General features: G+C 59.9%; 25 protein-coding genes and 1 pseudogene. 17 read left to right on the forward strand and 9 right to left on the reverse strand.

Annotated features, from left to right (window positions below; genetic code table 11):
• Positions 1 to 137 precede the first annotated feature (137 nt).
• The gene (galU, locus tag VC35_RS05770) at positions 138 to 977 is read right to left on the reverse strand and encodes a UTP--glucose-1-phosphate uridylyltransferase GalU (RefSeq protein ID WP_007975949.1); all 840 of its coding nucleotides are present in this window, start codon (positions 975 to 977) and stop codon (positions 138 to 140) included.
• Between the two features lie 289 nt (positions 978 to 1,266).
• On the opposite strand from galU, the gene VC35_RS05775 reads away from it, so the two are divergent.
• Positions 1,267 to 1,455: a hypothetical protein gene (locus tag VC35_RS05775; RefSeq protein ID WP_046038392.1), complete on the forward strand. Its 189-nt coding sequence runs from the start codon at positions 1,267 to 1,269 to the stop codon at positions 1,453 to 1,455.
• A 137-nt stretch (positions 1,456 to 1,592) separates the two neighbouring features.
• A complete protein-coding gene (locus tag VC35_RS05780) occupies positions 1,593 to 1,874 on the forward strand; it encodes a hypothetical protein (protein ID WP_046038393.1) in 282 nt (93 codons plus the stop codon).
• An 11-nt stretch (positions 1,875 to 1,885) separates the two neighbouring features.
• On the opposite strand, the gene VC35_RS05785 is transcribed toward VC35_RS05780, so the two are convergent.
• Positions 1,886 to 2,116 (reverse strand): hypothetical protein, encoded by a 231-nt coding sequence (locus VC35_RS05785; protein ID WP_046038394.1) that lies wholly within the window; start codon positions 2,114 to 2,116, stop codon positions 1,886 to 1,888.
• Between the two features lie 72 nt (positions 2,117 to 2,188).
• Positions 2,189 to 2,545 carry a hypothetical protein gene (locus VC35_RS05790; protein WP_046038395.1) on the reverse strand — a complete coding sequence of 119 codons (357 nt, stop codon included), beginning with the start codon at positions 2,543 to 2,545 and terminating at the stop codon, positions 2,189 to 2,191.
• A 201-nt stretch (positions 2,546 to 2,746) separates the two neighbouring features.
• Between VC35_RS05790 and VC35_RS05795 the strand changes: the two genes are divergently transcribed.
• From VC35_RS05795 to ada, 5 genes are all read left to right on the forward strand, one after another.
• The gene (locus tag VC35_RS05795) at positions 2,747 to 3,049 is read left to right on the forward strand and encodes a DUF1883 domain-containing protein (RefSeq protein ID WP_046038396.1); all 303 of its coding nucleotides are present in this window, start codon (positions 2,747 to 2,749) and stop codon (positions 3,047 to 3,049) included.
• 37 nt (positions 3,050 to 3,086) lie between these two features.
• On the forward strand, positions 3,087 to 3,254 hold the full coding sequence (locus VC35_RS29460; protein WP_185754744.1) for a hypothetical protein: 168 nt from the start codon (positions 3,087 to 3,089) through the stop codon (positions 3,252 to 3,254).
• Between the two features lie 117 nt (positions 3,255 to 3,371).
• Positions 3,372 to 4,076 (forward strand): 2OG-Fe(II) oxygenase, encoded by a 705-nt coding sequence (locus tag VC35_RS05800; RefSeq protein ID WP_046038398.1) that lies wholly within the window; start codon positions 3,372 to 3,374, stop codon positions 4,074 to 4,076.
• Positions 4,066 to 4,746, forward strand: coding sequence for a DNA oxidative demethylase AlkB (alkB, locus tag VC35_RS05805; protein WP_046038399.1), 681 nt, complete (start codon positions 4,066 to 4,068; stop codon positions 4,744 to 4,746). Before VC35_RS05800 ends, alkB begins: the two co-directional genes overlap by 11 nt.
• Before the next feature lie 87 nt (positions 4,747 to 4,833).
• Complete coding sequence (gene ada, locus VC35_RS05810; protein WP_046038401.1) at positions 4,834 to 5,898, forward strand: bifunctional DNA-binding transcriptional regulator/O6-methylguanine-DNA methyltransferase Ada; 1,065 nt, start codon at positions 4,834 to 4,836, stop codon at positions 5,896 to 5,898.
• Here ada and acuI read toward each other — a convergent pair whose 3' ends face one another.
• On the reverse strand, positions 5,899 to 6,882 hold the full coding sequence (gene acuI / locus VC35_RS05815; protein ID WP_046038403.1) for an acrylyl-CoA reductase (NADPH): 984 nt from the start codon (positions 6,880 to 6,882) through the stop codon (positions 5,899 to 5,901).
• A gap of 179 nt (positions 6,883 to 7,061) precedes the next feature.
• Here acuI and VC35_RS05820 point away from each other — a divergent pair, with 179 nt between their 5' ends.
• The 7 genes from VC35_RS05820 to VC35_RS05850 all read left to right on the forward strand — a co-directional run bounded on the left by VC35_RS05820 (position 7,062) and on the right by VC35_RS05850 (position 14,041).
• The gene (locus VC35_RS05820; protein WP_046038404.1) at positions 7,062 to 9,506 is read left to right on the forward strand and encodes a hypothetical protein; all 2,445 of its coding nucleotides are present in this window, start codon (positions 7,062 to 7,064) and stop codon (positions 9,504 to 9,506) included.
• Positions 9,507 to 9,610: 104 nt separating this feature from the next.
• Positions 9,611 to 10,678, forward strand: coding sequence for an NAD(P)H-dependent flavin oxidoreductase (locus tag VC35_RS05825; protein ID WP_046038405.1), 1,068 nt, complete (start codon positions 9,611 to 9,613; stop codon positions 10,676 to 10,678).
• 124 nt (positions 10,679 to 10,802) lie between these two features.
• Complete coding sequence (gene modA / locus VC35_RS05830) at positions 10,803 to 11,570, forward strand: molybdate ABC transporter substrate-binding protein (RefSeq protein ID WP_046038407.1); 768 nt, start codon at positions 10,803 to 10,805, stop codon at positions 11,568 to 11,570.
• Positions 11,571 to 12,251, forward strand: coding sequence for a molybdate ABC transporter permease subunit (gene modB / locus VC35_RS05835; protein WP_046038408.1), 681 nt, complete (start codon positions 11,571 to 11,573; stop codon positions 12,249 to 12,251).
• Positions 12,252 to 12,254: 3 nt separating this feature from the next.
• Positions 12,255 to 13,334: a molybdenum ABC transporter ATP-binding protein gene (gene modC / locus VC35_RS05840; RefSeq protein WP_046038410.1), complete on the forward strand. Its 1,080-nt coding sequence runs from the start codon at positions 12,255 to 12,257 to the stop codon at positions 13,332 to 13,334.
• A gap of 126 nt (positions 13,335 to 13,460) precedes the next feature.
• Positions 13,461 to 13,682, forward strand: a complete 222-nt coding sequence (locus tag VC35_RS05845; RefSeq protein WP_046038412.1) for a hypothetical protein — start codon at positions 13,461 to 13,463, stop codon at positions 13,680 to 13,682.
• Between the two features lie 128 nt (positions 13,683 to 13,810).
• Positions 13,811 to 14,041, forward strand: a complete 231-nt coding sequence (locus VC35_RS05850; protein WP_046038414.1) for a hypothetical protein — start codon at positions 13,811 to 13,813, stop codon at positions 14,039 to 14,041.
• A 202-nt stretch (positions 14,042 to 14,243) separates the two neighbouring features.
• Here the strand turns inward: VC35_RS05850 and VC35_RS05855 are convergent, their stop codons facing one another.
• Complete coding sequence (locus VC35_RS05855; RefSeq protein WP_046038415.1) at positions 14,244 to 14,906, reverse strand: TetR/AcrR family transcriptional regulator; 663 nt, start codon at positions 14,904 to 14,906, stop codon at positions 14,244 to 14,246.
• Positions 14,907 to 15,083: 177 nt separating this feature from the next.
• Between VC35_RS05855 and VC35_RS05860 the strand changes: the two genes are divergently transcribed.
• Both VC35_RS05860 and VC35_RS05865 read left to right on the forward strand, forming a co-directional pair.
• Entirely contained in the window at positions 15,084 to 15,926 is an 843-nt protein-coding gene (locus VC35_RS05860; protein ID WP_046038417.1) for an NAD(P)H-binding protein, read from the forward strand.
• Positions 15,927 to 16,018: 92 nt separating this feature from the next.
• Positions 16,019 to 16,213: a hypothetical protein gene (locus VC35_RS05865; protein ID WP_046038420.1), complete on the forward strand. Its 195-nt coding sequence runs from the start codon at positions 16,019 to 16,021 to the stop codon at positions 16,211 to 16,213.
• Positions 16,214 to 16,318: 105 nt separating this feature from the next.
• Here the strand turns inward: VC35_RS05865 and VC35_RS05870 are convergent, their stop codons facing one another.
• Positions 16,319 to 16,924, reverse strand: coding sequence for a transglycosylase SLT domain-containing protein (locus VC35_RS05870; RefSeq protein WP_046038422.1), 606 nt, complete (start codon positions 16,922 to 16,924; stop codon positions 16,319 to 16,321).
• A 216-nt stretch (positions 16,925 to 17,140) separates the two neighbouring features.
• Positions 17,141 to 17,587, reverse strand: a pseudogene (locus VC35_RS05875) (phospholipase D-like domain-containing protein); the annotation flags it as partial.
• A 330-nt stretch (positions 17,588 to 17,917) separates the two neighbouring features.
• Here VC35_RS05875 and VC35_RS05880 point away from each other — a divergent pair.
• Positions 17,918 to 18,739 (forward strand): DeoR/GlpR family DNA-binding transcription regulator, encoded by an 822-nt coding sequence (locus tag VC35_RS05880; RefSeq protein ID WP_046038425.1) that lies wholly within the window; start codon positions 17,918 to 17,920, stop codon positions 18,737 to 18,739.
• 44 nt (positions 18,740 to 18,783) lie between these two features.
• On the opposite strand, the gene otnI is transcribed toward VC35_RS05880, so the two are convergent.
• Entirely contained in the window at positions 18,784 to 19,572 is a 789-nt protein-coding gene (otnI, locus tag VC35_RS05885) for a 2-oxo-tetronate isomerase (RefSeq protein ID WP_046038426.1), read from the reverse strand.
• A 21-nt stretch (positions 19,573 to 19,593) separates the two neighbouring features.
• On the reverse strand, positions 19,594 to 21,054 hold the full coding sequence (locus VC35_RS05890) for a GntT/GntP/DsdX family permease (protein ID WP_046038428.1): 1,461 nt from the start codon (positions 21,052 to 21,054) through the stop codon (positions 19,594 to 19,596).
• Between the last annotated feature and the right edge of the window lie 139 nt (positions 21,055 to 21,193).

The raw sequence follows: 21,193 nt of genomic DNA on the forward strand, positions 1-21,193 counted from the left end.
GAGGACTTTCACCTCCAAGTCACCAGCGAGGCCACCACAGCCAAGCTGGTTGCGCTTACGCGCAACGCGCCATGCCTGGCGCACAAATGAAAAAGCCACCCGAAGGTGGCTTTTCAATACAGGCAGGTCGAAAGCGATCAGTACGCCTTGCCCGTCTTGTAGAAGTTCTCGAAGCAGAAGTTGGTCGCGTCGATGTAGCCTTCGGCGCCACCGCAGTCGAAACGCTTGCCCTTGAACTTGTAGGCAATCACGCAACCATCCTGCGCCTGTTTCATCAGGGCGTCAGTGATCTGGATCTCGCCACCTTTGCCTGGCTCGGTTTGCTCGATCAGGCTGAAGATGTCCGGCGTCATGATGTAACGACCGATGATCGCCAGGTTCGACGGGGCATCTTCCGGCTTTGGCTTCTCGACCATGTTGCGCACGCGGTACAGGTCGTCACCAATCAGGTCGCCGGCAATCACACCGTACTTGCTGGTTTCTTGCGGATCGACTTCCATGATCGCGACGATGGTGCAGCGATACTGCTTGTACAACTTGACCATCTGCTTCAGTACGCCGTCACCTTCCAGGTTGACGCACAGGTCATCCGCCAACACCACGGCGAACGGCTCGTCGCCGATCAGTGGACGACCGGTCAGGATCGCATGACCCAAACCTTTCATTTCAGTCTGGCGAGTGTAGGAGAACGAGCACTCATCCAACAGGCGGCGGATGCCGACCAGGTATTTCTCCTTGTCGGTGCCCTTGATCTGGTTTTCCAGCTCGTAGCTGATGTCGAAGTGGTCTTCCAAGGCGCGCTTGCCGCGACCGGTGACGATGGAGATTTCGTTCAAGCCGGCATCCAGTGCTTCTTCGACGCCGTACTGGATCAGTGGCTTGTTCACCACCGGCAGCATTTCTTTGGGCATGGCTTTAGTCGCTGGCAGGAAGCGAGTACCGTAACCGGCTGCTGGGAACAAGCATTTCTTGATCATATAAGTCCTTGAAAGGGCTGTGTGTACGAGTTTCGGCGCAGTCTAATCAGGCGGCGTGCACCTTACAATGCCCCGCGCTGGCTAACCGATGTCAACATAGAGAAATATTCTTGCCGATAGTTCCCTGCGAGAGTGCGCAGGTCGCTGCACAGCCTCTTATGCATAGCAGAGACTTGCACAATTGCACGGCTTTCTACCGCCCGAAACCCATCACCATACGCCCATCGGCACCCCTTGAGTGCGTTTGGCGGTATCATGGCGCGATTGAACCAGACAACGAGGCAAGTAGATGTCGGCAGTAAAAAGCGTCAACGGATTCCTGATCAATCAGGAGAAAGACGGCCAATGGTGGGTGGCCAGTGTCTCCGGTGAAAATATCGCCGGGCCTTTCCCTTCCGAAGCCCTGGCAATCGAAGTGGCCTCGGTGCTGGAGCTTGAGCACCCGGAACCCAAGCGACGCGGCAAGGACAAGAGCTGATCGACGCTCGATGGGAAAAGCCCTGCCATGGCGCAGGGCTTTTTTATGAAAAACGAAAAAGAAGTGGCCTTTGGCTATAACCTTTTGATTACGGCGCTGTCTCAGCCTTAGCCCACCCCCCTGACGATGATCAAGCCATGAATAAAATTTTGCCTTTGCTAACGGTATTGGCCCTGAGCGGCTGCGCAACGTCGGAACAAACCTACCTCGCTAACGGAGAGCAAGGTCTATCGATTGACTGCTCCGGGGAAGCCAACTCCTGGGCTGCGTGCTACGAAAAGGCCGATGCGTCCTGCGCGGGCACCGGTTACAAGATTGTCGGGACCGATGGCACCCCCGCGCTCAAGGAGAGCGAAAAGACCCTCGGCGCCGACGTCGGCAACTACAAGAGCCGCAACGTCGTGGTGATCTGCAAGTAAGGCACCACGCCCTACAAATGGATTTCGGCGAATTTGATTCCAAGCCCGCGCACGGTATCGATCAGATCATCAAGGCGGCTGAAGGACTCGACTTCATCATTGTCATCCACCAGGAAATAGCTGCGCCCGGCGCTTTTCTTGAAAAACACGATCCATTCCCCCAGCTCCGCCGGGTTCTGAATCACGTGGGTGGCAGAGATCAAACCCTCTGCATGGCGCTCCCGGACTTGCTCTCGCTTCATGTTCGACTCCAGAAATGACGATGCCGCCAAAGCAGGGCTTGGGCGGCATCGGTGCTGATGGTCGATAGTCTATCAGCCGGAAATGCACTCGTTGGCAGCATTCTGTACGTCCTTTGGCCGCACCGGGACATTGGACATGCTCTCGTGCAGCTTGATGCTGCTGCCGCCGGAGCGTTCTTCAATGTCAAACACGGCAGACGGACCGGAGGAGTACTTGAGCGGCACGATCACGCGCAAGCCATCCTTGTGCGGCTGGATCTGCAAGGCACCACGGCTGGCGGCCAGCTTTTCGCTCAGGCATTGCGCGTATTCATGGGGCTTCTTGCCGGAAATCACGTTCATCGTCGGCAAGGACTCGTTGATCTCCGAGACGTTCGCGCAACCACTGATCGTCAATGCCATCGGCAACAACCACAAACCCCACTTCATACCAAACCTCCGATAAAGAAGCTCGGACAGCGCAACTGCGATTTTTCTCCGAGACAAACTGCTTTATCGCTCATCAAATGTGAAATAAGCGTTTTTTATTGTCGAAGCGGCCGGATAATAAGGCGTTCGGGCTGATAAACTGCGCCAATCGCCCATGCTATCGTTTTGATTTTGTAGAAAAAGCCCTTCTGGAGGCGCCTCATGAAATTTATCCATCAGCGCGAGCACCTCAATGAAGACGACATCGTCGTCATTCAATGCTCCCAAATGTGCAACATCCGCTTGATGAACGACGCCAACTTCCGCAGCTTCAAGAATGGCGGCCGTCACACCTATCACGGCGGTGCATTCGACACCTTTCCGGCCCGCATCACCGCCCCTAGCACCGGCTTCTGGAACATCACGATCGACACCGTCAACCACCGCGCCATCAGCGTGACGCGCAAACCCACCCTGACGCACTCGATCAAAATCATTCGCCGTTCCAGCACGAAACTGAGCTGATCAGCGAACCCGAAACACAAGACAGGCAGATACAACCGTGGCCCAAACGACCAAGTACGTCATCAAATACAAACTCAACGGTGAGCGCCGCTTCGAGTTTGCCCAGCTTGAAAACGGCACCCCGGAAGAAGCCAAAGCGGCGCTGGATGCCCTTCATGGGCAGGACGATGTCATCAGCGACATCAGCGTCAGCAAAGCGCTGTAACGCGATCCGGAGCGACAATGGACGTCGCCTCCCACTCGCAGTTCGACCGCAAGCACCGGAGTGCCAGCTTCATCCTTGCCTTGCAGACTGGCCACCTCAACAACAAGAGGCCCGGCAATGAGCGAGCAATATCTGGACCGGCTGGACTGGCCCCGGCTGGAGCAGCAACTTGATCAGGACGGCTACGCCGTCATCCCGTCACTGCTGAGCCACAAGGCTTGCGGCCAAGTCAGCGCCCTGTACCCTCGAACCGAACTGTTTCGCTCCCACGTGGTGATGGCTCGTCACGGGTTCGGCCGAGGCGAGTACAAATATTTCAGCTACCCGTTGCCGGAACTGGTGGCCCGCTTGCGTAGCGCGCTTTACCCACGACTGGTGCCCATCGCCAATCGCTGGCAGGAACAGATGGGGTTGCCGGACCGTTTTCCTGAAGCCCATCCCGCCTTCCTCGAACGCTGCCATGCCGCCGGTCAGAACCGTCCGACACCCTTGTTGCTGCAATATGGTCCGCAGGACTACAACTGTTTGCATCAGGATCTATACGGTGAACACGTGTTCCCGCTGCAAGTGGCGATCCTGCTGTCAGACCCGGATCAAGACTTCACCGGCGGTGAGTTTGTCCTGACTGAACAGCGCCCGCGAATGCAGTCACGCCCGATGGTCATCGGCCTGAAGCAAGGTGACGGGTTGATCTTTGCGGTCAATCAACGGCCGGTCAAAGGGACTCGCGGTTACTACCGCGTGACCCTGCGTCACGGCGTGAGTCGCCTGCACAGCGGCAAACGGCATACCCTTGGAATCATCTTTCACGATGCATCATGAACCCATGAATCCGCTGACTTTCGATCTGTTTGCCGATGCAGAGCCCGAGCAACAGCCCAGGCGCGAGCAGATCGGCGAACAGTCCTACGTACTCAGGGGCTTCGCCCTGCCCTGGCTGGAGCGCTTGCTGCCTGCCCTGGAAGAAGTGCTGGTGGCCGCGCCATTTCGGCAAATGGTCACACCCGGCGGTTTCACCATGTCGGTTGCCTTGAGCAGTTGTGGCACATTCGGCTGGACCACGGACCGCAGCGGCTATCGGTACACCCGCGACGACCCACAGACCGGCCGGCCCTGGCCAATGATGCCCGAGGTGTTTTTCCAACTGGCACAAGCGGCGGCGCAGGCAGCAGGGTTTACCGGTTTTGCGCCGGACTCCTGCCTGATCAACCGCTATATCCCCGGGGCAAAAATGTCATTGCACCAGGACAAAGACGAACATTCCTACGCAGCCCCCATCGTTTCGGTATCCCTGGGCTTGCCGGCGATGTTCCTGTTCGGCGGCTTTGCACGCGGCGACAAAAGTCAGCGCGTCCCCCTGTTCCACGGCGACATCGTGGTCTGGGGTGGCGTCGATCGCCTGCGTTATCACGGTGTGTTGCCGATCAAGGACGGTCATCATCCGAAACTCGGCGAGCAACGCATCAACTTCACCTTCCGTACCGCTGGATAAAGACTTCGAATTTGACCGCAAGCGCCGGAGTGTGTGGGAATCGCCCCATGGTTAATGTGCAGGCAACCCCTCAATGGACGTGACGCCATGACAACCCAATCGACCAAGATCACCATCGAAAACGATCCGCGCTGGGCCGCCGTGGTCGCGCGCGATCCCAAGGCTGACGGACAGTTTGTCTATGCCGTAAAGACCACAGGCATCTACTGCAATCCCAGCAGCCATGCGCGCTTGCCCAAACCACAGAATGTCGAATTCTTCGATAGCGCCGAACAGGCCCTGGCCGCGGGTTATCGTCCGAGCAAGCGCGCGACGAAGGATCAGAGCGAACTCGCCGCGCAACATGCCGCCACCGTGGCCGCTGCGTGCCGCCAGATCGAAAGCGCGCAAACACTGCCTGCCCTGGGCGAATTGGCCGAGGCGGCGGGCCTTAGCAGCTTCCACTTCCATCGCGTGTTCAAAGCCGTCACCGGCCTGACGCCCAAGGGCTACGCCGATGCCCATCGCTCACGCAAGGTGCGCGAGCGCCTGGCGGACGGCGGCTCGGTGACCGATGCCCTGTATGACGCCGGCTTCAACTCCAACAGCCGGTTTTATGAAGCGGCAGACCAGTTGCTGGGAATGAAACCCGGGGACTACCGCGCGGCCGGTCAAAACAACGACATTCGTTTTGCCGTCGGCCAGTGTTCGCTGGGCGCGATTCTGGTGGCGCAGAGTGAGCGCGGGGTCTGCGCGATCCTGCTGGGCGATGACCCGAATCAACTGGTCTGCGATCTGCAAGACAAATTCCGCCGCGCCAACCTGATAGGTGCCGATCATGAATTCGAGCAGTTGATTGCCAGGGTCGTCGGCTTTATCGAGGCGCCGGCCATTGGCCTTGATTTGCCCCTGGACGTACGCGGCACGGCGTTTCAGGAGCGTGTCTGGCAAGCGCTGCGGGAGATTCCCGTGGGCAGCACTGCCAGCTACGCCGATGTCGCCCAGCGCATCGGTCAACCAAAAGCCGTTCGCGCCGTGGCCCAGGCCTGCGGTGCGAACAACCTGGCGGTGGCGATCCCTTGCCATCGCGTGGTGCGCAGCGATGGCAATCTGTCGGGCTATCGCTGGGGTGTCGAGCGCAAACGGCAGTTGCTGGAGCGCGAGTCGCAGTGATCAGCGATTCACATCCACCACTACGCGCCCACGCAACTGCCCGGCCAGCAAGCGCGGCGCGGCTTCAATGGCCTCACTCAAGCCGATTTCGTGACTGATCAGCGGCAACAGGGTGAAGTCCAGATCCCGGGCCAGGCGATTCCAGGCTTCCACGCGCTTGGCTTTGGGCTGGGTCACGCTGTTGATGCCGGCCAGGGTCACGCCGCGCAAGATGAACGGCGCCACGGATGCCGGAAAGTCCATGCCCTGGGCCAGACCGCAGGCCGCGACGGTGCCATTGGCCTTGGTGCTGGCGCACGCGTTGGCCAGGGTGTGGCTGCCGACCGAATCGATGACGGCCGCCCAGCGCTCCTTGGCCAGCGGCTTGCCCGGCTCGGACAAGGTGGCGCGATCGATGATTTCGCCGGCCCCCAGTTGCTTCAGGTAGTCGTGCTCCGAGGTCCGTCCGGTGGACGCGACCACCCGGTAGCCGAGCCGGCTCAACAAGGCGATGGCGAAACTGCCGACGCCACCGTTGGCGCCGGTCACCAGAACTTCACCCTGCCCGGGCGTCACGCCGTTGTGCTCCAGCGCCAGGATGCACAGCATGGCCGTGTAGCCCGCCGTACCGATGGCCATCGCCTGGGCAGCGCTAAACGCCTTGGGTAGCGGGATCAGCCAGTCACCGTTAAGGCGAGCCTTCTGCGCCAATCCACCCCAATGCCCTTCGCCCACACCCCAGCCATTGAGCAGGACCGGGTCACCGACCTTGTAGTCCGGATGCCCGCTGGCTTCGACGACACCGGCCAGGTCGATGCCCGGCACCATCGGGAATTTGCGCACCACCGGACTGCTGCCGGTAATCGCCAGGCCATCCTTGAAGTTCAGCGTGCTGTAGGCAACACGCACCGTGACATCGCCCTCGGGTAACTGATCGTCCTGGATCTCCTGCAGTGTGGCCCGGTAACCGCTGTCGTCTTTGTCGATCAAAATGCCTTTGAACATTACGGCCTCTCAATGGAATCAGTCTGGTGGTGGAGCATTTGAAATAACACATGGCCACGGATTGCCGTACCCGATTTTAAGCCAATCAGGCAAACCGCCGAGCGTTTTCATTGACGGCAGCTATGCTTTTTCGCAACCCTGAAGTACCGCAACAAACTGTCTTGTCGATGGAGCTGACAATGCCTCAACTGCGTTTATTCACCGTTTTACTGATGCTCTGCATGATTCCGCTCAGCGGCGTCCAGGCAGCCGAGCAACCCGCCCAACCTCCCGCGAATCAGGCGCCGGCCTCACCCAGTTGGCCACAGGTGCTGGCTGCCGGCGACACCAAATTGACCATCTACCAGCCACAACTGGACAGTTGGGACGGTTACACTCTGCACGCGCGGGCTGCCGTGGAGGCCACGGACACCGATGGAAAATCCACCTACGGCATCGTGCAGTTCAGCGCCCACACCCTGGTCGACAAGGCCTCCCGCTGGGTGGCGCTCGACCAGTACACCATCACCAAGGCCGACTTCCCCGACGGCGCCACCAAGGCTGACAGCTGGGTCGCCGCGGTGAAGCAAGACGCCGAGAACCGCACGAAAACCATTTCCCTCGACCAGCTCGAAGCTGCGCTCGGCGTCATCGCCGCCGAGCAAAAGTCCAACAGCGAGCCGCTGAAAAATACCCCGCCGACCATTGTTTCGTCCGAGGTACCCGCGCTGCTGGTGTACATCGATGGCGAGCCTGCCTATCGCCCCGTTGATGGCACCTCGCTGCAGCGGGTGATCAACACCCGGCCGTTGCTGCTCAAGGATGCACAGGGCAAGCATTACCTGCACGTGTTCGATGGCTGGATGGTCGCGGACAACCTGGGCGGACAATATGCGCCACTGCCCTCGCCTTCGGCCGAGCTGGAAAAAGCCAAGAAAGCTGCGATCCAGGGTCACCAGGTTGACCTGCTGACAGGCCAGAGCGATCCGAAGGACAAGATACCGACGCTGGCCAAGCCGCCGATTCCGCAGATCTATATCGCCACGGTGCCGACCGAGCTGATCGTCACAGACGGCGCGCCGCAATGGCAGCCGATCCAGAACACCAAGCTGCTGTATGTGACCAACACCACCGGGCATATTTTCAAGGAGATCGGCGACCAGGACAGCTACGTGCTGATCTCGGGGCGCTGGTTCCGCGCCGGTGACATGAAAGGCCCCTGGACCTTCGTGGGGGCAGACAAGTTGCCGGCGGACTTCGCCAACATTCCCGATGACAGCCCCAAGGAAAACGTAAAAGCCTCGGTGGCCGGTACGCCCCAGGCCAAGGAAGCGGCCATTGCAGCGACCATTCCACAGACCTCGGCGATCAAGAAAAGCCAGGTGAAAATGACCAGGCCGACTTTTGACGGCGAGCCGCAACTCAAGGCCATCAAGGGCACGCCCCTGCAATATGTAGTCAACAGCCCAATGCCGATCATCATGGTCGATGCACAAAGCTGGTACGCAGTGGAGAACGGTATCTGGTTCGTGGCCACCTCGGTTCAAGGCCCCTGGACGGTCGCCTCTTCGGTGCCGGCGGTGATCTATTCGATTCCGCCCAGTTCACCGATGCACTACGTCACTTATGTGAAAGTCTACGAAGCCAGTGGCGATACGGTCGTCGTCGGTTACACGCCGGGGTACCAGGGTTCGACGCTGGACCCTGACAGCGGTGTGGTGGTGTATGGCACCGGTTATCCGTATACGCCGTGGGTGGGCAGTGTCTGGTATGGCCCGCCAGTGACCTATGGCTTTGGTGTGGCGATGCGCTACACACCCTGGACGGGCTGGACCTTCGGCTTCGGCTTCGGCTGGAGTTGGGGTGGCAGCACGGTCGCCGTGGGTTGGGGCTGGGGCGCTTATCCGTGGTGGGGCAATTACGGCTGGGGTTACGCCTGGGGCCCGCACCTGTACCCGGCGCCAATGCCCTGGGGCGGTGCCGCTTACGGCTATCATGGCGGCGCCGTCGCCTGGGGCCCCAGTGGTTGGGCCGGCACGACCGGCAATATCTACCGCCAATGGGGCGACCGGGCTTCGGTCAGCCGCTATGGCGGCGGTTACAACGCCTGGACCGGCAATCGCTGGGCCGGCCAGGTAGGCGCCTCCTACAACTCGCGTACCGGCATCGCTGCGGCAGGCCAGCGCGGCGCGGTACATAACGTCTACAACGGCAACTATGCCGCTGGCCGCAGCGGTGTGGCCGTCGGCCCGAACGGCGGGGCCATCGCCGGCCAGCATGTGACCGCCGGCAACGTCCGCACCGGCACCCAGGTCACCGCCAATCGCGGGGCCGTCTACAACCCCAATACCGGCAACACCACCCAGTACGGTGGTATCCATGATCGCAACGGTGGCGTGGCGCATGTCGGCGACAACGTGTACGCCGGCCATGATGGCAACGTTTACAAGAGGACCGACAGCGGCTGGCAATCGATGGTCCAGGGCGGTGCAACCCGTCTTGATTCGGCCAACACGGCCCAGGTCCAGAATCTCAACCGGGAATACGATGCGCGCTCCTTCGGCAATGATCGCTTCAACAGTTATCACGACTCGTCCCGGTTCATGAATCACTCCTTCGGGGGTGGCGGCTTCCACCGACGCTGAAAAAGCCTGAACCGCTGAAAAGACGACTGGCCTTGCGCCAGTCGTTGCGTTACAAATTCTGTTCTACCGTCCCTGCCCGGATCCAACGTCGGAGAACACAGCACATGAACCAATGGCCAGATACCCGCATTCTTGACCTGCTCGGGATCGAACTGCCGATCATTCAGGGGCCGATGGCCGGTGCCACGAACTCGTCCATGGTGATTGCCGCCTGCAATGCCGGCGGCCTGGGCTCGATGCCAGCGGCGATGCTCAGCACCGAACAACTGCGCGAAGAGCTCAAAACCATCCGCCAACACACTCGGCGCCCGATCAACGTCAACTTCTTCTGTCATCAGCCTCCAGCTCCGGATGAGCAACGCGCACAGGACTGGAAAAACCTGCTGCAACCCTACTACCAGGAGCTCGGCATCGACTTCGATGCGCCGACGCCGGTGTCCAACCGGGCGCCGTTCGATAACGCGGCCTGCGAAGTGGTCGAAGCGTTTCGCCCGGAAGTGGTGAGCTTTCACTTTGGCCTGCCGGAAAAATCCCTGCTCGACCGGGTCAAAGCCACCGGTGCGAAAGTGCTGTCCTCGGCCACCACCGTCGCAGAAGCGGTGTGGCTTGAGCAGCATGGTTGCGATGCAATCATCGCCATGGGCTACGAGGCCGGGGGCCATCGCGGGATGTTTCTCAGCGATGACCTGAGCAGTCAGGTGGGGACTTTCGCCCTGGTGCCCCAAGTCGTCGATGCGGTGAAAGTGCCGGTGATTGCCGCCGGCGGCATCGCTGACGCACGAGGCGTCGCCGCCGCCTTCATGCTGGGCGCTTCGGCGGTACAGGTGGGAACGGCGTACCTGTTCACCCCAGAGGCCAAGGTCAGCCCGTCCCATCACAAAGCCTTGCGCACCGCCAGGGAAAGCGAGACGGCCGTCACCAACGTGTTCACCGGTCGCCCGGCCCGGGGCATCCTCAATCGGGTGATGCGTGAACTGGGCCCCATGAGCGCCAAGGCCCCGGCCTTCCCCCTTGCCGGTGGCGCGCTGATGCCGTTGCGGGCCAAAGGTGAAGCGGACTTCAGCAACCTCTGGGCCGGCCAGGCCTTTACCCTCGGCGTCGATTTGACCAGCGAGGCACTGACTCGAAAACTGGCTGAAGAAGGATTAGCGAGGCTGCTAGGTCGCTCCTGAGCATCAGTTTTGTTAAAATTGTATACAATACTGCGACAACACATTCCGTTCAAAGGCAATTCGCTATATATTTAAGTACATAACGATTTACCCCTGCCGCAATTGCCTTTAACGGAGCCGTTTCATGACCATTCGTGCCTCACGTTTTGCCCCGACCTGCCTGGCGAGCCTTCTCGCCGTATTCGCCTTCGGCTCAGCCCAGGCGGACGAAGTCCAGGTGGCTGTCGCCGCCAACTTCACCGCGCCTATCCTGGCCATCGCCGCTGATTTCGAAAAAGACACGGGGCATAAACTGGTCGCATCCTTTGGCGCCACCGGCCAGTTCTACACCCAGATCAAAAACGGCGCGCCGTTCGAAGTGTTCCTCTCGGCAGACGACAGCACCCCGAAAAAACTTGAAGCCGAAGGCGACGCCGTCAAGGGTTCGCGCTTCACCTACGCCGTCGGTACCCTGGCGCTGTGGTCGGCCAAGGAAGGCTACGTCGATGCCAAGGGCGATGTGCTGAAAAAGAACGCTTACCAGCACCTGTCCATCGCCAACCCGAAAGCCGCGCCTTATGGCCTGGCGGCAACCCAGGTGCTGGCAAAAGAAGGTCTGACCGACAAGGTCAAGGACAAGATCGTTGAAGGCCAGAACATCACCCAGGCCTACCAGTTCGTCTCCACCGGCAACGCCGAGCTGGGTTTTGTCGCCCTGTCGCAGATCTACAAGGACGGCAAGATCACCAGCGGTTCGGCCTGGATCGTTCCCGCCAGCCTGCACGACCCGATCAAGCAAGACGCGGTGATTCTCAACAAGGGCAAGGACAACCCCGCCGCCAAGGCACTGGTTGACTACCTCAAGGGGCCGAAAGCGGCAGCTGTCATCAAGTCATACGGTTACGAAATCTAAATGTCGCTATCGAGTGCCGATTTTTCCGCCATCTGGCTGACCCTGAAACTGGCGTCCCTGACGACCGTTATCCTGCTGATTGTCGGCACTCCGATTGCGTTATGGCTGTCGCGCACCCGCTCCTGGTTGCGCGGCCCGGTCGGGGCGATTGTCGCCCTGCCCCTGGTGCTGCCACCGACAGTGATTGGCTTTTATCTGTTGCTGGCCCTCGGCCCTCATGGGTTCCTGGGCCAGCTCACCCAGTCACTCGGCCTTGGTACTCTCACGTTCAGTTTTGCGGGGCTGGTCATCGGCTCGGTGTTGTACTCGATGCCGTTTGTGGTCCAGCCGCTGCAAAACGCTTTTTCCGCCATCGGTACGCGCCCGCTCGAAGTGGCCGCGACCTTGCGGGCCAATCCCTGGGACACCTTTTTCAGCGTGACGCTGCCCCTGGCCCGGCCTGGTTTCATTACCGCGGCCATTCTCGGTTTCGCCCACACCGTCGGCGAGTTCGGCGTGGTGCTGATGATCGGCGGCAATATTCCCGAGAAGACCCGCGTGGTCTCGGTGCAGATCTACGATCACGTAGAAGCCATGGAATATGCCCAGGCCCATTGGCTGGCCGGGGCGATGCTGGTGTTCTCGTTTGTCGTCCTGCTGGCGCTGTATTCCAGCCGTAAAACCAAAGCGGGCTGGAGCTGATCGATGATTCATATGCGTTTGAAACTACGTTATTCAGGCTTCGCCCTGGACGTCGACCTGCAGCTGCCCGGCCGAGGCGTCACTGCGCTTTACGGTCATTCCGGCTCGGGCAAGACCACTTGCCTGCGCTGCATCGCCGGCCTGGAACGGGCCGATCAAGGCTTTATCCAGGTCAACGATGAAGTCTGGCAAGACAGCAACAACCGGATCTTCGTCGCGCCGCACAAACGCGCGCTGGGCTACGTGTTCCAGGAAGCCAGCCTGTTTCCCCATCTGTCGGTGCTGGCCAATCTTGAGTTCGGCCTCAAGCGCATTCCCAAGCCGCAGCGTCGGGTCGACATGGCCCACGCCACCGAATTGCTGGGCATCGGCCATTTGCTGGACCGGCACCCGCAACACCTTTCAGGCGGTGAGCGACAACGCGTCGGCATCGCCCGCGCCTTGCTCACCAGCCCGAAACTGCTGTTGATGGACGAGCCACTGGCGGCGCTGGATGCCCAACGCAAAAGTGAAATCCTGCCCTACTTGCAACGCCTGCACGACGAACTCGAGATCCCGGTGCTGTACGTCAGCCACTCCCAGGATGAAGTCGCGCGGCTGGCCGACCATATCGTGTTGCTCAGCAACGGCAAGGCACTGGCCAGCGGCCCGATCGGCCAGACCCTGGCACGCCTCGACTTGCCGCTGGCAATGGGCGATGACGCCGGGGTGGTGATCGAAGGTCGCGTCAGCGCCTATGACGCCGACTATCAATTGCTGAGCCTGCAACTGCCCGACACCGCCCTCGAAATTCGCGTGCCGCATACGCCAATGGACGTGGGCCAGGCACTGCGCTGCAAGGTCCAGGCGCGGGATGTGAGCCTGAGCCTGGACAATGCCGGGCACAGCAGCATTCTCAATCGGCTGCCGGTCACCGTGGTCAGTGAGATGAACGCCGACAACGCCGCCCATGTGCTGATTCGCCTGGACGCCGCTGGCACGCCACTGCTTGCGCGGATCACGCGCTATTCCCGTGATCAACTGAACGTCCATCCCGGCCAGCCACTCTGGGCGCAAATAAAAGCGGTCGCGGTGCTGGCGTAAATCCGAAAGCACGACTGCACCGGGCAGAGGTCAGCGCCTGAACCGACGAATTGACCTGCCTATTTTTTGCACGATCAGCAATGGCTTCTATAGTTGAACTGAACACGAATCCGCTGCGGAGACGCCATGGAAGACATTTTCGTCGTGAAGCGTTGCAACAAGATCATCATCCATGGCCGCCGTGCGGGTGAATACAGCCACCTGCCACCGGATGCCTCGGTCTGGTATCGCATCGCCGATACCCGCACCCAAGGCTTCATCGGCGATGGCTACGAGGTTGAAGAAGACGCCGTGCGTGTTTGCCGTCAGTTGAACGCTAAATCACAAGTGACAGCCCGACAAAGTTGAGGAGTGTCACCACTTTTTAACGGGTCTATACTGAAATGGCTGAAGGATCAGTAACCCATTCGGCAGAAAGCTCGCTCCCGGCGGGCTTTTTGCTGCCACACCAGGTTTCTTGAACGGAGGTGTCTCCCATGTCCGAAAAAGAGTCCATCACCACCCTGCTCACCTTGCTGGACTCCCGTCAGGCCCGCCTGGCCGCAGCCTGCAAGGAAATCGCCGACTGGGTCGATCATCAAGGCGGACACCCCACCGCCCTCAGAATCCGTGATCGCCTGAACGACATCGAAAAGGACACGCCGCTGATCCGGAACACGCTGTCGTCTCTCCAGCCTGTCGACCGGCCTCTGCCTCGGTTCAGATGATCCGTCACGGATTCGCGGTGCGAGGACAGGCCCGATTCGGGCAGCATGATCGGTGACACTGACGTCTCCGAACCTTTGGCTGCCTGCTGGATTTCCATCCTTTCTCACAACCCGGCCTGGTGTCGGGATTTTTTGTTGCGCAAAACCAATCGAACGCCCCCGATCACGTGGAGTCAACCGGTCACATGTCACGAAGGAGACGTTACTTGTCGACGCCCTTGCGCGCCGGCTCCATGACCTCGCGCAGGGACATGCGTTTGAACGCCTCGACCAGCGCTCGCCCCTCCTTGGGAGCACAAGTGACAGCCAACCGCATGGTTGCCTCGCCCAGGTGCCAGATCAAAAACGCGGACTCCTCGACCTGTTGTTCGTCGCAATCGGGATACACACGAAGCATCGCCTGGGCCAGCAGCGCTCCGGCAACCCGACTCTCCTCCAGCTCCAGCTGCAACAACTGCTTGTCGGCCTGCATGCCGGACCAGATGTCACGCATCACCGGTGTAGCCATCACGATCTCGTAATACAGGTCGAGCAACTGCGAATAGGCAGCCTGCAACCCCCGAGCATCCTCGACGGCCTCCATTGCCTCTGCAATGCAACGACGGCTCTCAGCGTTATAGCGCTCGGCCAACGTACGGATCACTGAACCCTTGTCGGGGAAATACTGATAAAGGGAACCGATCGAGATCTCGGAGCGCTCGGCGATTTCACTCATCTTGAGTTGATCGCTGCCCTTGTCCGCGATCAATTGAGTCGCCATGGCCAGAATCCGCTCCTGACGATCGCGGCTGCGCTGTTGCGTGGGATTGCGTCGAACCGGCTCTGCAGCAGGCTGTTCGAGGGTTTCAGAGGGCTTTTTGCGCACGAGTGAATTCCCGATCAAAAACGTGACATGTACTCACCTTAGCATCACCACTCCCTATGCCCAACAACAGATGCCACACGTCGGGGAATTCGATCTGATGGGTTGACGATAAAACATGAGCATCTATCATCTTTTAAACGTGAGCATCACTCACATTACCCGATGGAGATGAACGCAATGAACACGACTCAACCAATCACGCTGGTCCTCGGCGCCACCGGTAAAACCGGACGGCGCATCACACAACGACTCGAAGCCGCCGGCCTGCCCGTCCGCCGGGGTTCCCGCGACGCCAATCCACCCTTCGACTGGGAAGATCGATCAACCTGGGACGCAGTGATCGATGGCGTTCATTCTGTCTACATTTCCTTTCAACCGGATCTCGCCGTTCCGGGCGCCCTTGAAACCATCCAGGCGTTCACCGACCTGGCGGTGAAAAGCGGCGCCCGCAAACTGGTCTTGTTATCCGGGCGCGGCGAAGTGGAAGCCGAACAGGCCGAACGCGTCGTACAGGACAGCGGGATTGACTGGACGATTCTGCGGGCCAGTTGGTTCTGCCAGAATTTCAGCGAGGCACACTTTCTTGAGCCCATTGTGCAAGGTGAACTCGCACTCCCCGTCGGTCAGGTCGCCGAGCCCTTTGTCGATGTAGAAGACATCGCCGAGTGTGCCGTCGCGGCACTCACCCAACCCGAGCACACTGGCCAACTCTATGAACTGACCGGCCCTCGGGCGTTGACCTTTGCTCAAGCTGTCACCGAGATTGCCCGCACCACCGATCGCAACATCGAATTCGTTGCCGTACCGCCGGACGCCTATCGACAGGCAATGGAACAGGAACAACTTCCCCCGGCCTTGATCGATCTGGTGTTGTATCTGTTCACGACTGTGCTGGACGGGCGCAACACACCCGTGGCCGATGGCGTACAGCGGGCACTGGGACGCCCGGCGCGCGACTTTAGCGACTACGTACAACGCACTGCCGCTACGGGCATCTGGGGCAATGGCAGTCCGACGTAACGCAGTGGCGGTAACCCGCTTCGTCGACTAGGGTTTTGGACGTATCGAAATGCGGCGCCTTTATTGGCAGGAGCCTGATTAAGGAGGAACCCATGTCACCCAATCGTAGTGCTGAACAAACCTACCGCCAGTGGTCGACCCCGATCCTGTTGGAACTCAAGGAGCGAGAACATCAGATGGCCCCGTCAGACCGCCAGGCCCTGGAAAACGTACTGCTGGAAAGAAGACTGATCGATACCGGCAATCCGGCCGGCAGCGATCGTCGCAAGGCAGGCCCGGCGTCCTGAAAGCATCAGGCAACCACGATCAAAGATAGAAATTAATGAAGCAGAAACAAACAAGGGCTTGCATCCGCTTTCGCTTGCAAGCCCTTGCTCCTCGATGATGCCGCGCTAAAACCACCCGCTACGATCATCTTCCAGTTCCTGGCGACACTGCTTGAGCTGGGCGCTGTAGACCTCTGACTGCTTTTGCACTTTCTGGGCAACCTGCATCAGCCACGGTTTACTGCGATAGGTATTGCGGCTGAAGCCCCCTCGCCCCTCGTGATAAGCCAGGTACTGATTGTAGGTGTCCCATTTGGAGATTCCGAGCTGACGTTGGGTGCCAGTGGTGTACCAACCGATAAACATGATCGCGTCGTCGAAGCTGTCACGCGAACCACCGTTGCCAGTATTGTCCCTGTACTCACCCCACACCGGGTCCTGAGCCTGCGCATAACCGTAGGCCGAACTGACTCGCCCCCAGGGGATCACCCATAGCAGGTAGTCACGAGGCGGCAATGCGTCCGCCACGTAGCTGCTTTCCTGCTTCATGATCGCCATGGCCACATGCAGCGGCGTCCCATATTCACTCTGCATTTGCAGCGAGTCCTCATACCAGTCGGGATACTCACGGAAGATGCTGCAGAGATTGCCTTGGTCTTTTGGCGGCGTAGTCGTGCAACCCGTTAAAAACATAATCAACAAAGCCAACAGCAGAACTTGTCCTTGTTTCATTCATTACCCTCAAGAATAAGGGCATAGGTACCCTCCGTTTACTGCAAGGAGCCTGAGTCAGGCAGGTGCAGGCAAAAACCTCAGAAGACCTCCGGCTTGACCGCGTCACCCTTATCGAGAGGCTTCTTTGTAAGTCCCTATTGCACGGCGACCTGACGCAAGCCCTGAGCTCTGATTGAATGCTCACAGCCGTGGGCGTGAACTCCGGATTTCGATCTAGAGCATTTTCTCCAGGCCGATCTTGTCGCTGGGCTCCTTGCGCAAGGTCTGCAGGCGACCGTCGTCCTCGGTGAGCCAGACGATTTCGCCGTTTTCCAGTCGGGCCTGGTAACTCATGGCCGGCGCCATACCCTCAAGCGCCAGCTGACGCACCTGGCCGGCGAGTTCGGGACTATCGACCAGCACCCCGACTTCAGTATTCCAGAACACTGAACGCGGGTCGAAATTGAACGAGCCAATGAACACTTTCTTCTTGTCCAGGATCATGGCCTTGGTGTGCAGGCTGGAGTCCGAGCCGCCACTGAAACCAAACGAAGAGCTGCGGCCGGGATCGTCTGGCTGGCGTCGCAGCTCATAGAGTTTCACGTCATGTTCGAGCAGAGTCTTGCGATACGGTGCATAGCCGCCATGCACCGCCGGCACATCGGTGGCTTCCAGTGAGTTGAGCGCGTGGTGGCGCAACCGACGAGCAGCAGCGCGAACAGCATGGCGGGGAGGAACCGGGACATGGGCAAGGGCTGGTCCTCAACCTCGACGGGTAGTTTTGCACTCGGCATCCAGCCAGTACTGGCTGCCGAGAACATGCAGCCCTCGGTAATCTGCACGACTTGTTCCAGTAAAGCCCGTTTCAAGCAGCGTGTCGAAATTTCCCGGCAGCTGCGCCCGGAGCATGAAAGCGCCCCGGTGCCTCGTCGCGCTACTGATCCGACGGCAGATTCGCTACTATGTTTACCCGCCTTCCCTGTCTGCGGATTTCTTCATTCTGGAGCCCGAATGCCTAGTCAAAAGGACATCGCCGCCGAAAGCGGCGCACCGATGATCCCTGAGCAGCGCCGTGAATTGATGCTGCGACAGTTGCGCAAGCATCAGGTGCTGAGCGTTCATCAATTGATGGAAATGTTCGACTGCTCGCACATGACCATACGCCGCGACATTGCGTTGCTGGAGCAGGAAGGTCGTGCTTACTCGGTAACGGGTGGGGTGCGGATCGCCAGCCAGCTGCACAGCGAACCCAGCCATCAGATCAAGGCGGTGGTGGAGTTGCCGCAGAAACAGGCCATGGCCAGGCTCGCTGCCCGGCTGCTGCATGCCGACATGACGATTTACCTGGATGCGGGAACCAGCACGCTGGAAATCGTCCCCTACATCAAGGCGCTGTCCGGCATGACCGTGGTGACCAATGACTTCGGCATTGTCCAGGCACTGATCGAAGCGCCCCATGTCACGGTGATTCATACCGGAGGACAGCTGGATCACTCCAATCAATCGTGCGTGGGCGGCCTGGCGGTTGCCACTTTGCGTCAGGTGGTCACCGACATCGCGTTCATATCGACCAGCTCCTGGGATTTGCGGCGCGGCCTCACAACCCCTTCGGCGCTGAAGGTTGAGGTCAAGCAAGCCGCGATGCAATCGGCTTCGCAAGTGGTGCTGGTGGCCAGCAGCTCGAAATACGGCACCTTCAGCATGTACAGGATCGCCGGACTCGAGCAGTTCGACATCATCCTCAGCGACGACGCATTGACCCCTGCGGCGGCCGATGGCATCCGCAAGCAGGGTGTCGAGTTGTTGTTGCCGGCTGACAACACACCAGCGTGAAACGACGGGTTCCTGCATCCAGTGGAGCCCGTCGCCACCCTTCCCTATAGTGCCCGCGCTTTCCAGTCGCGCAACCACTGCAAGCCGGCAGACGTGTTGCCTCGTGGCCGATATTCGCACCCTACCCAGCCGTCATAACCCAACTGGTCGATCAGCTCGAACAGATAGGGATAATTGACTTCCCCCAGGTCCGGTTCATGCCGATCCGGCACGCCGGCGATCTGGATATGGCCGATACCCTCGAAGTCGCGACGCAGTTTGGTTGCCAGGTCACCCTCGACGATTTGGCAGTGGTAGCAGTCGAACTGAACCTTCAGGTTGCTGGCGCCCACTTCCTTGCAGATGGCCTGGGCCTGATCCTGGCGGTTGAGGAAAAAGCCTGGCATGTCTCGTGTATTGATCGGTTCGAGCAATACGGTGACGCCTGCCTTGGCCGCCTGGGTGGTGGCGTAGGCGAGGTTCTCCAGGTACACACCGTGATGCCTTGGGCGATCGCTTTCCGACGGCAACAGCCCGGCCATGACATGGATGCGCGAATTGCCCAGCACACCGGCGTAATCCAGAGCGCGATCAAAACCGCTACGAAATTCACCCTCCCGACCGGGCAACGACACCGTGCCCCGCTCCCCCGCAGCCCAATCACCGGGCGGCGCGTTGAACAGTGCCTGCACCAGGCCGTTGTCGCTCAAGCGTTGCTTGAGTTCTTCAGCGCCGTAGTCGTAGGGGAACAGATATTCCACCGCTTCGAAACCGTCAGAGGCAGCGGCGGCGAAGCGATCCAGAAACTCATGTTCCGGGTAGAGCATGCTGAGGTTGGCAGCAAAACGAGGCATGGTAGCTCCTGAGATAAAGGGTTAGACAAAGGGCCAGATCAGCAGGGTAATACAGAAACCCAAGGTGCCGAGCAAAGTGGTCATCACCGTCCAGGTGCGCAGACCGTCGGCCACGTTCAGGCCTGACAGCTTGGTGAAGATCCAGTAACCGGCGTCATTGATATGGGACATGGCCAACCCGCCACCGCCCATGGCCAGGCACAGCAAGGCCATGTGGTTCGGGGTGAGATCGAGGGTCGCAATCAGCGGGCTGATGATGCCGGCAGTGGTCACCAGCGCCACCGTGGTCGAGCCCTGCACCGCGCGCAACAACATGGTCAGCAGAAAGCCCAGGGCCAGCACCGGCAGACCGGTGGTGCGCAGCATGTCGGAGACCACGGCACCGATTCCGGTATCCACCAGCACCTTGCCGAACACACCGCCGGCACCGGCAATCAGGATCACCATGGCCACACCAGGCAAGGCCGAACCGATCACGTCGGACACCTGAGTGCGGCTCCAGCCCCGACGCGAACCCAGCAGCCAGGCACACAGCAAGGTGTCGATCAGCAGCGCCACCAGCGGCGCACCGAGCACGGTCATGATGCCGCGCAGAGTCGATTCGGCAGGCAGCAACGAGGTAGACAGAGTCCCCAGCAGAATCAGAATGATCGGCAGCAGGATCAGGCTGACGATCAGGCCAAAACCCGGTGCGGGGGCCGGCGGCAATTTGGAAACGATGCTGCTGGTCGACTCTTCCAGGCCCATGTGTGATACGGCTTCAGCCGCTCGATCAGCGCTGATGTCGTTGCCATTGGACCAGGCAGCCAGATCCTCGTTGGTGACATGCGGGCCATAGACCTCGGCACGAATATCGTCGGTCATCGGGTACGCCCGACGGGTCATGCGCCCGGCCACGCGGTAGCCGACATAGCAAAGGAACGCGGTGATCGGCAAACCGAACATCAGCACGCGGCCCAGGTCCGCGCCCAATTGGCTGGCAGCGGCCACTGCACCCGGGTGCGGTGGCAAAAAGGCGTGTACGGTCAACAACGCAGCACACATCGGCAACGCAAACACCAACAGCGGCTTGCGCGCACGCCGGGCAATACCATAGGCCAACGGCATGAGGATGATCACGCCAACCTCGAAAAATACCGGCACCCCGACCATGAAGCCGGCAATCGTCAACGCCAGGGGCGTACGCCGGTTGCCGAAACGGGTGATCAGCGTCTTGGCCAGCGCCTCGGCACCACCGGAAAGCTCGATGATCCGCCCGATCATCGCGCCCAGGGCAATGATGATTGCGATATGACCCAGGGTCTTGCCCATGCCGCCTTCGATGGTGGCAACCAGATCGGCCGGTTTCACCCCGGCCACCAGCGCCACCAGAATGCTCACCAGCATCAAGGCCACGAAGGGCTGGAACTTGTACTTGAGCACCAGGAACAACAACAGCGCGATGCCTGCCCCAGCGGTAACCATCAGGATTAACGGGCTCATTTCACAAGCCCTCCACGGAGGGTAAATGAAAGGGTACTGCCACTGGATCTGAACATGCCGCAGTGAAGGTGAGTCATGCTTGGATTTCCTGTTGTTATTGTTTTTTCAGGCAAGCCGGGGCCGTCGAGAGTCCCTGTGC

The sequence above is a fragment of the Pseudomonas fluorescens genome (assembly GCF_000967965.1).
Lineage (GTDB): Bacteria > Pseudomonadota > Gammaproteobacteria > Pseudomonadales > Pseudomonadaceae > Aquipseudomonas > Aquipseudomonas grandcourensis.

What these genes read in the sequence shown, in the direction of transcription:
- VC35_RS05820 (WP_046038404.1), top strand. Translation starts at nt 7,062, where the DNA reads ATGCCTCAACTGCGTTTATTCACCGTTTTACTGATGCTCTGCATGATT.
- VC35_RS05795 (WP_046038396.1), top strand. Translation starts at nt 2,747, where the DNA reads ATGAAATTTATCCATCAGCGCGAGCACCTCAATGAAGACGACATCGTC.
- VC35_RS05870 (WP_046038422.1), bottom strand. Translation starts at nt 16,924, where the DNA reads ATGAAACAAGGACAAGTTCTGCTGTTGGCTTTGTTGATTATGTTTTTA.
- VC35_RS05825 (WP_046038405.1), top strand. Translation starts at nt 9,611, where the DNA reads ATGAACCAATGGCCAGATACCCGCATTCTTGACCTGCTCGGGATCGAA.
- VC35_RS05785 (WP_046038394.1), bottom strand. Translation starts at nt 2,116, where the DNA reads ATGAAGCGAGAGCAAGTCCGGGAGCGCCATGCAGAGGGTTTGATCTCT.
- alkB (WP_046038399.1), top strand. Translation starts at nt 4,066, where the DNA reads ATGCATCATGAACCCATGAATCCGCTGACTTTCGATCTGTTTGCCGAT.
- modA (WP_046038407.1), top strand. Translation starts at nt 10,803, where the DNA reads ATGACCATTCGTGCCTCACGTTTTGCCCCGACCTGCCTGGCGAGCCTT.
- VC35_RS05775 (WP_046038392.1), top strand. Translation starts at nt 1,267, where the DNA reads ATGTCGGCAGTAAAAAGCGTCAACGGATTCCTGATCAATCAGGAGAAA.
- acuI (WP_046038403.1), bottom strand. Translation starts at nt 6,882, where the DNA reads ATGTTCAAAGGCATTTTGATCGACAAAGACGACAGCGGTTACCGGGCC.
- galU (WP_007975949.1), bottom strand. Translation starts at nt 977, where the DNA reads ATGATCAAGAAATGCTTGTTCCCAGCAGCCGGTTACGGTACTCGCTTC.
- VC35_RS05865 (WP_046038420.1), top strand. Translation starts at nt 16,019, where the DNA reads ATGTCACCCAATCGTAGTGCTGAACAAACCTACCGCCAGTGGTCGACC.
- modB (WP_046038408.1), top strand. Translation starts at nt 11,571, where the DNA reads ATGTCGCTATCGAGTGCCGATTTTTCCGCCATCTGGCTGACCCTGAAA.
- VC35_RS05780 (WP_046038393.1), top strand. Translation starts at nt 1,593, where the DNA reads ATGAATAAAATTTTGCCTTTGCTAACGGTATTGGCCCTGAGCGGCTGC.
- VC35_RS05860 (WP_046038417.1), top strand. Translation starts at nt 15,084, where the DNA reads ATGAACACGACTCAACCAATCACGCTGGTCCTCGGCGCCACCGGTAAA.
- VC35_RS05790 (WP_046038395.1), bottom strand. Translation starts at nt 2,545, where the DNA reads ATGAAGTGGGGTTTGTGGTTGTTGCCGATGGCATTGACGATCAGTGGT.
- VC35_RS05890 (WP_046038428.1), bottom strand. Translation starts at nt 21,054, where the DNA reads ATGAGCCCGTTAATCCTGATGGTTACCGCTGGGGCAGGCATCGCGCTG.
- modC (WP_046038410.1), top strand. Translation starts at nt 12,255, where the DNA reads ATGATTCATATGCGTTTGAAACTACGTTATTCAGGCTTCGCCCTGGAC.
- VC35_RS05880 (WP_046038425.1), top strand. Translation starts at nt 17,918, where the DNA reads ATGCCTAGTCAAAAGGACATCGCCGCCGAAAGCGGCGCACCGATGATC.
- VC35_RS05800 (WP_046038398.1), top strand. Translation starts at nt 3,372, where the DNA reads ATGAGCGAGCAATATCTGGACCGGCTGGACTGGCCCCGGCTGGAGCAG.
- VC35_RS05850 (WP_046038414.1), top strand. Translation starts at nt 13,811, where the DNA reads ATGTCCGAAAAAGAGTCCATCACCACCCTGCTCACCTTGCTGGACTCC.
- VC35_RS05845 (WP_046038412.1), top strand. Translation starts at nt 13,461, where the DNA reads ATGGAAGACATTTTCGTCGTGAAGCGTTGCAACAAGATCATCATCCAT.
- otnI (WP_046038426.1), bottom strand. Translation starts at nt 19,572, where the DNA reads ATGCCTCGTTTTGCTGCCAACCTCAGCATGCTCTACCCGGAACATGAG.
- ada (WP_046038401.1), top strand. Translation starts at nt 4,834, where the DNA reads ATGACAACCCAATCGACCAAGATCACCATCGAAAACGATCCGCGCTGG.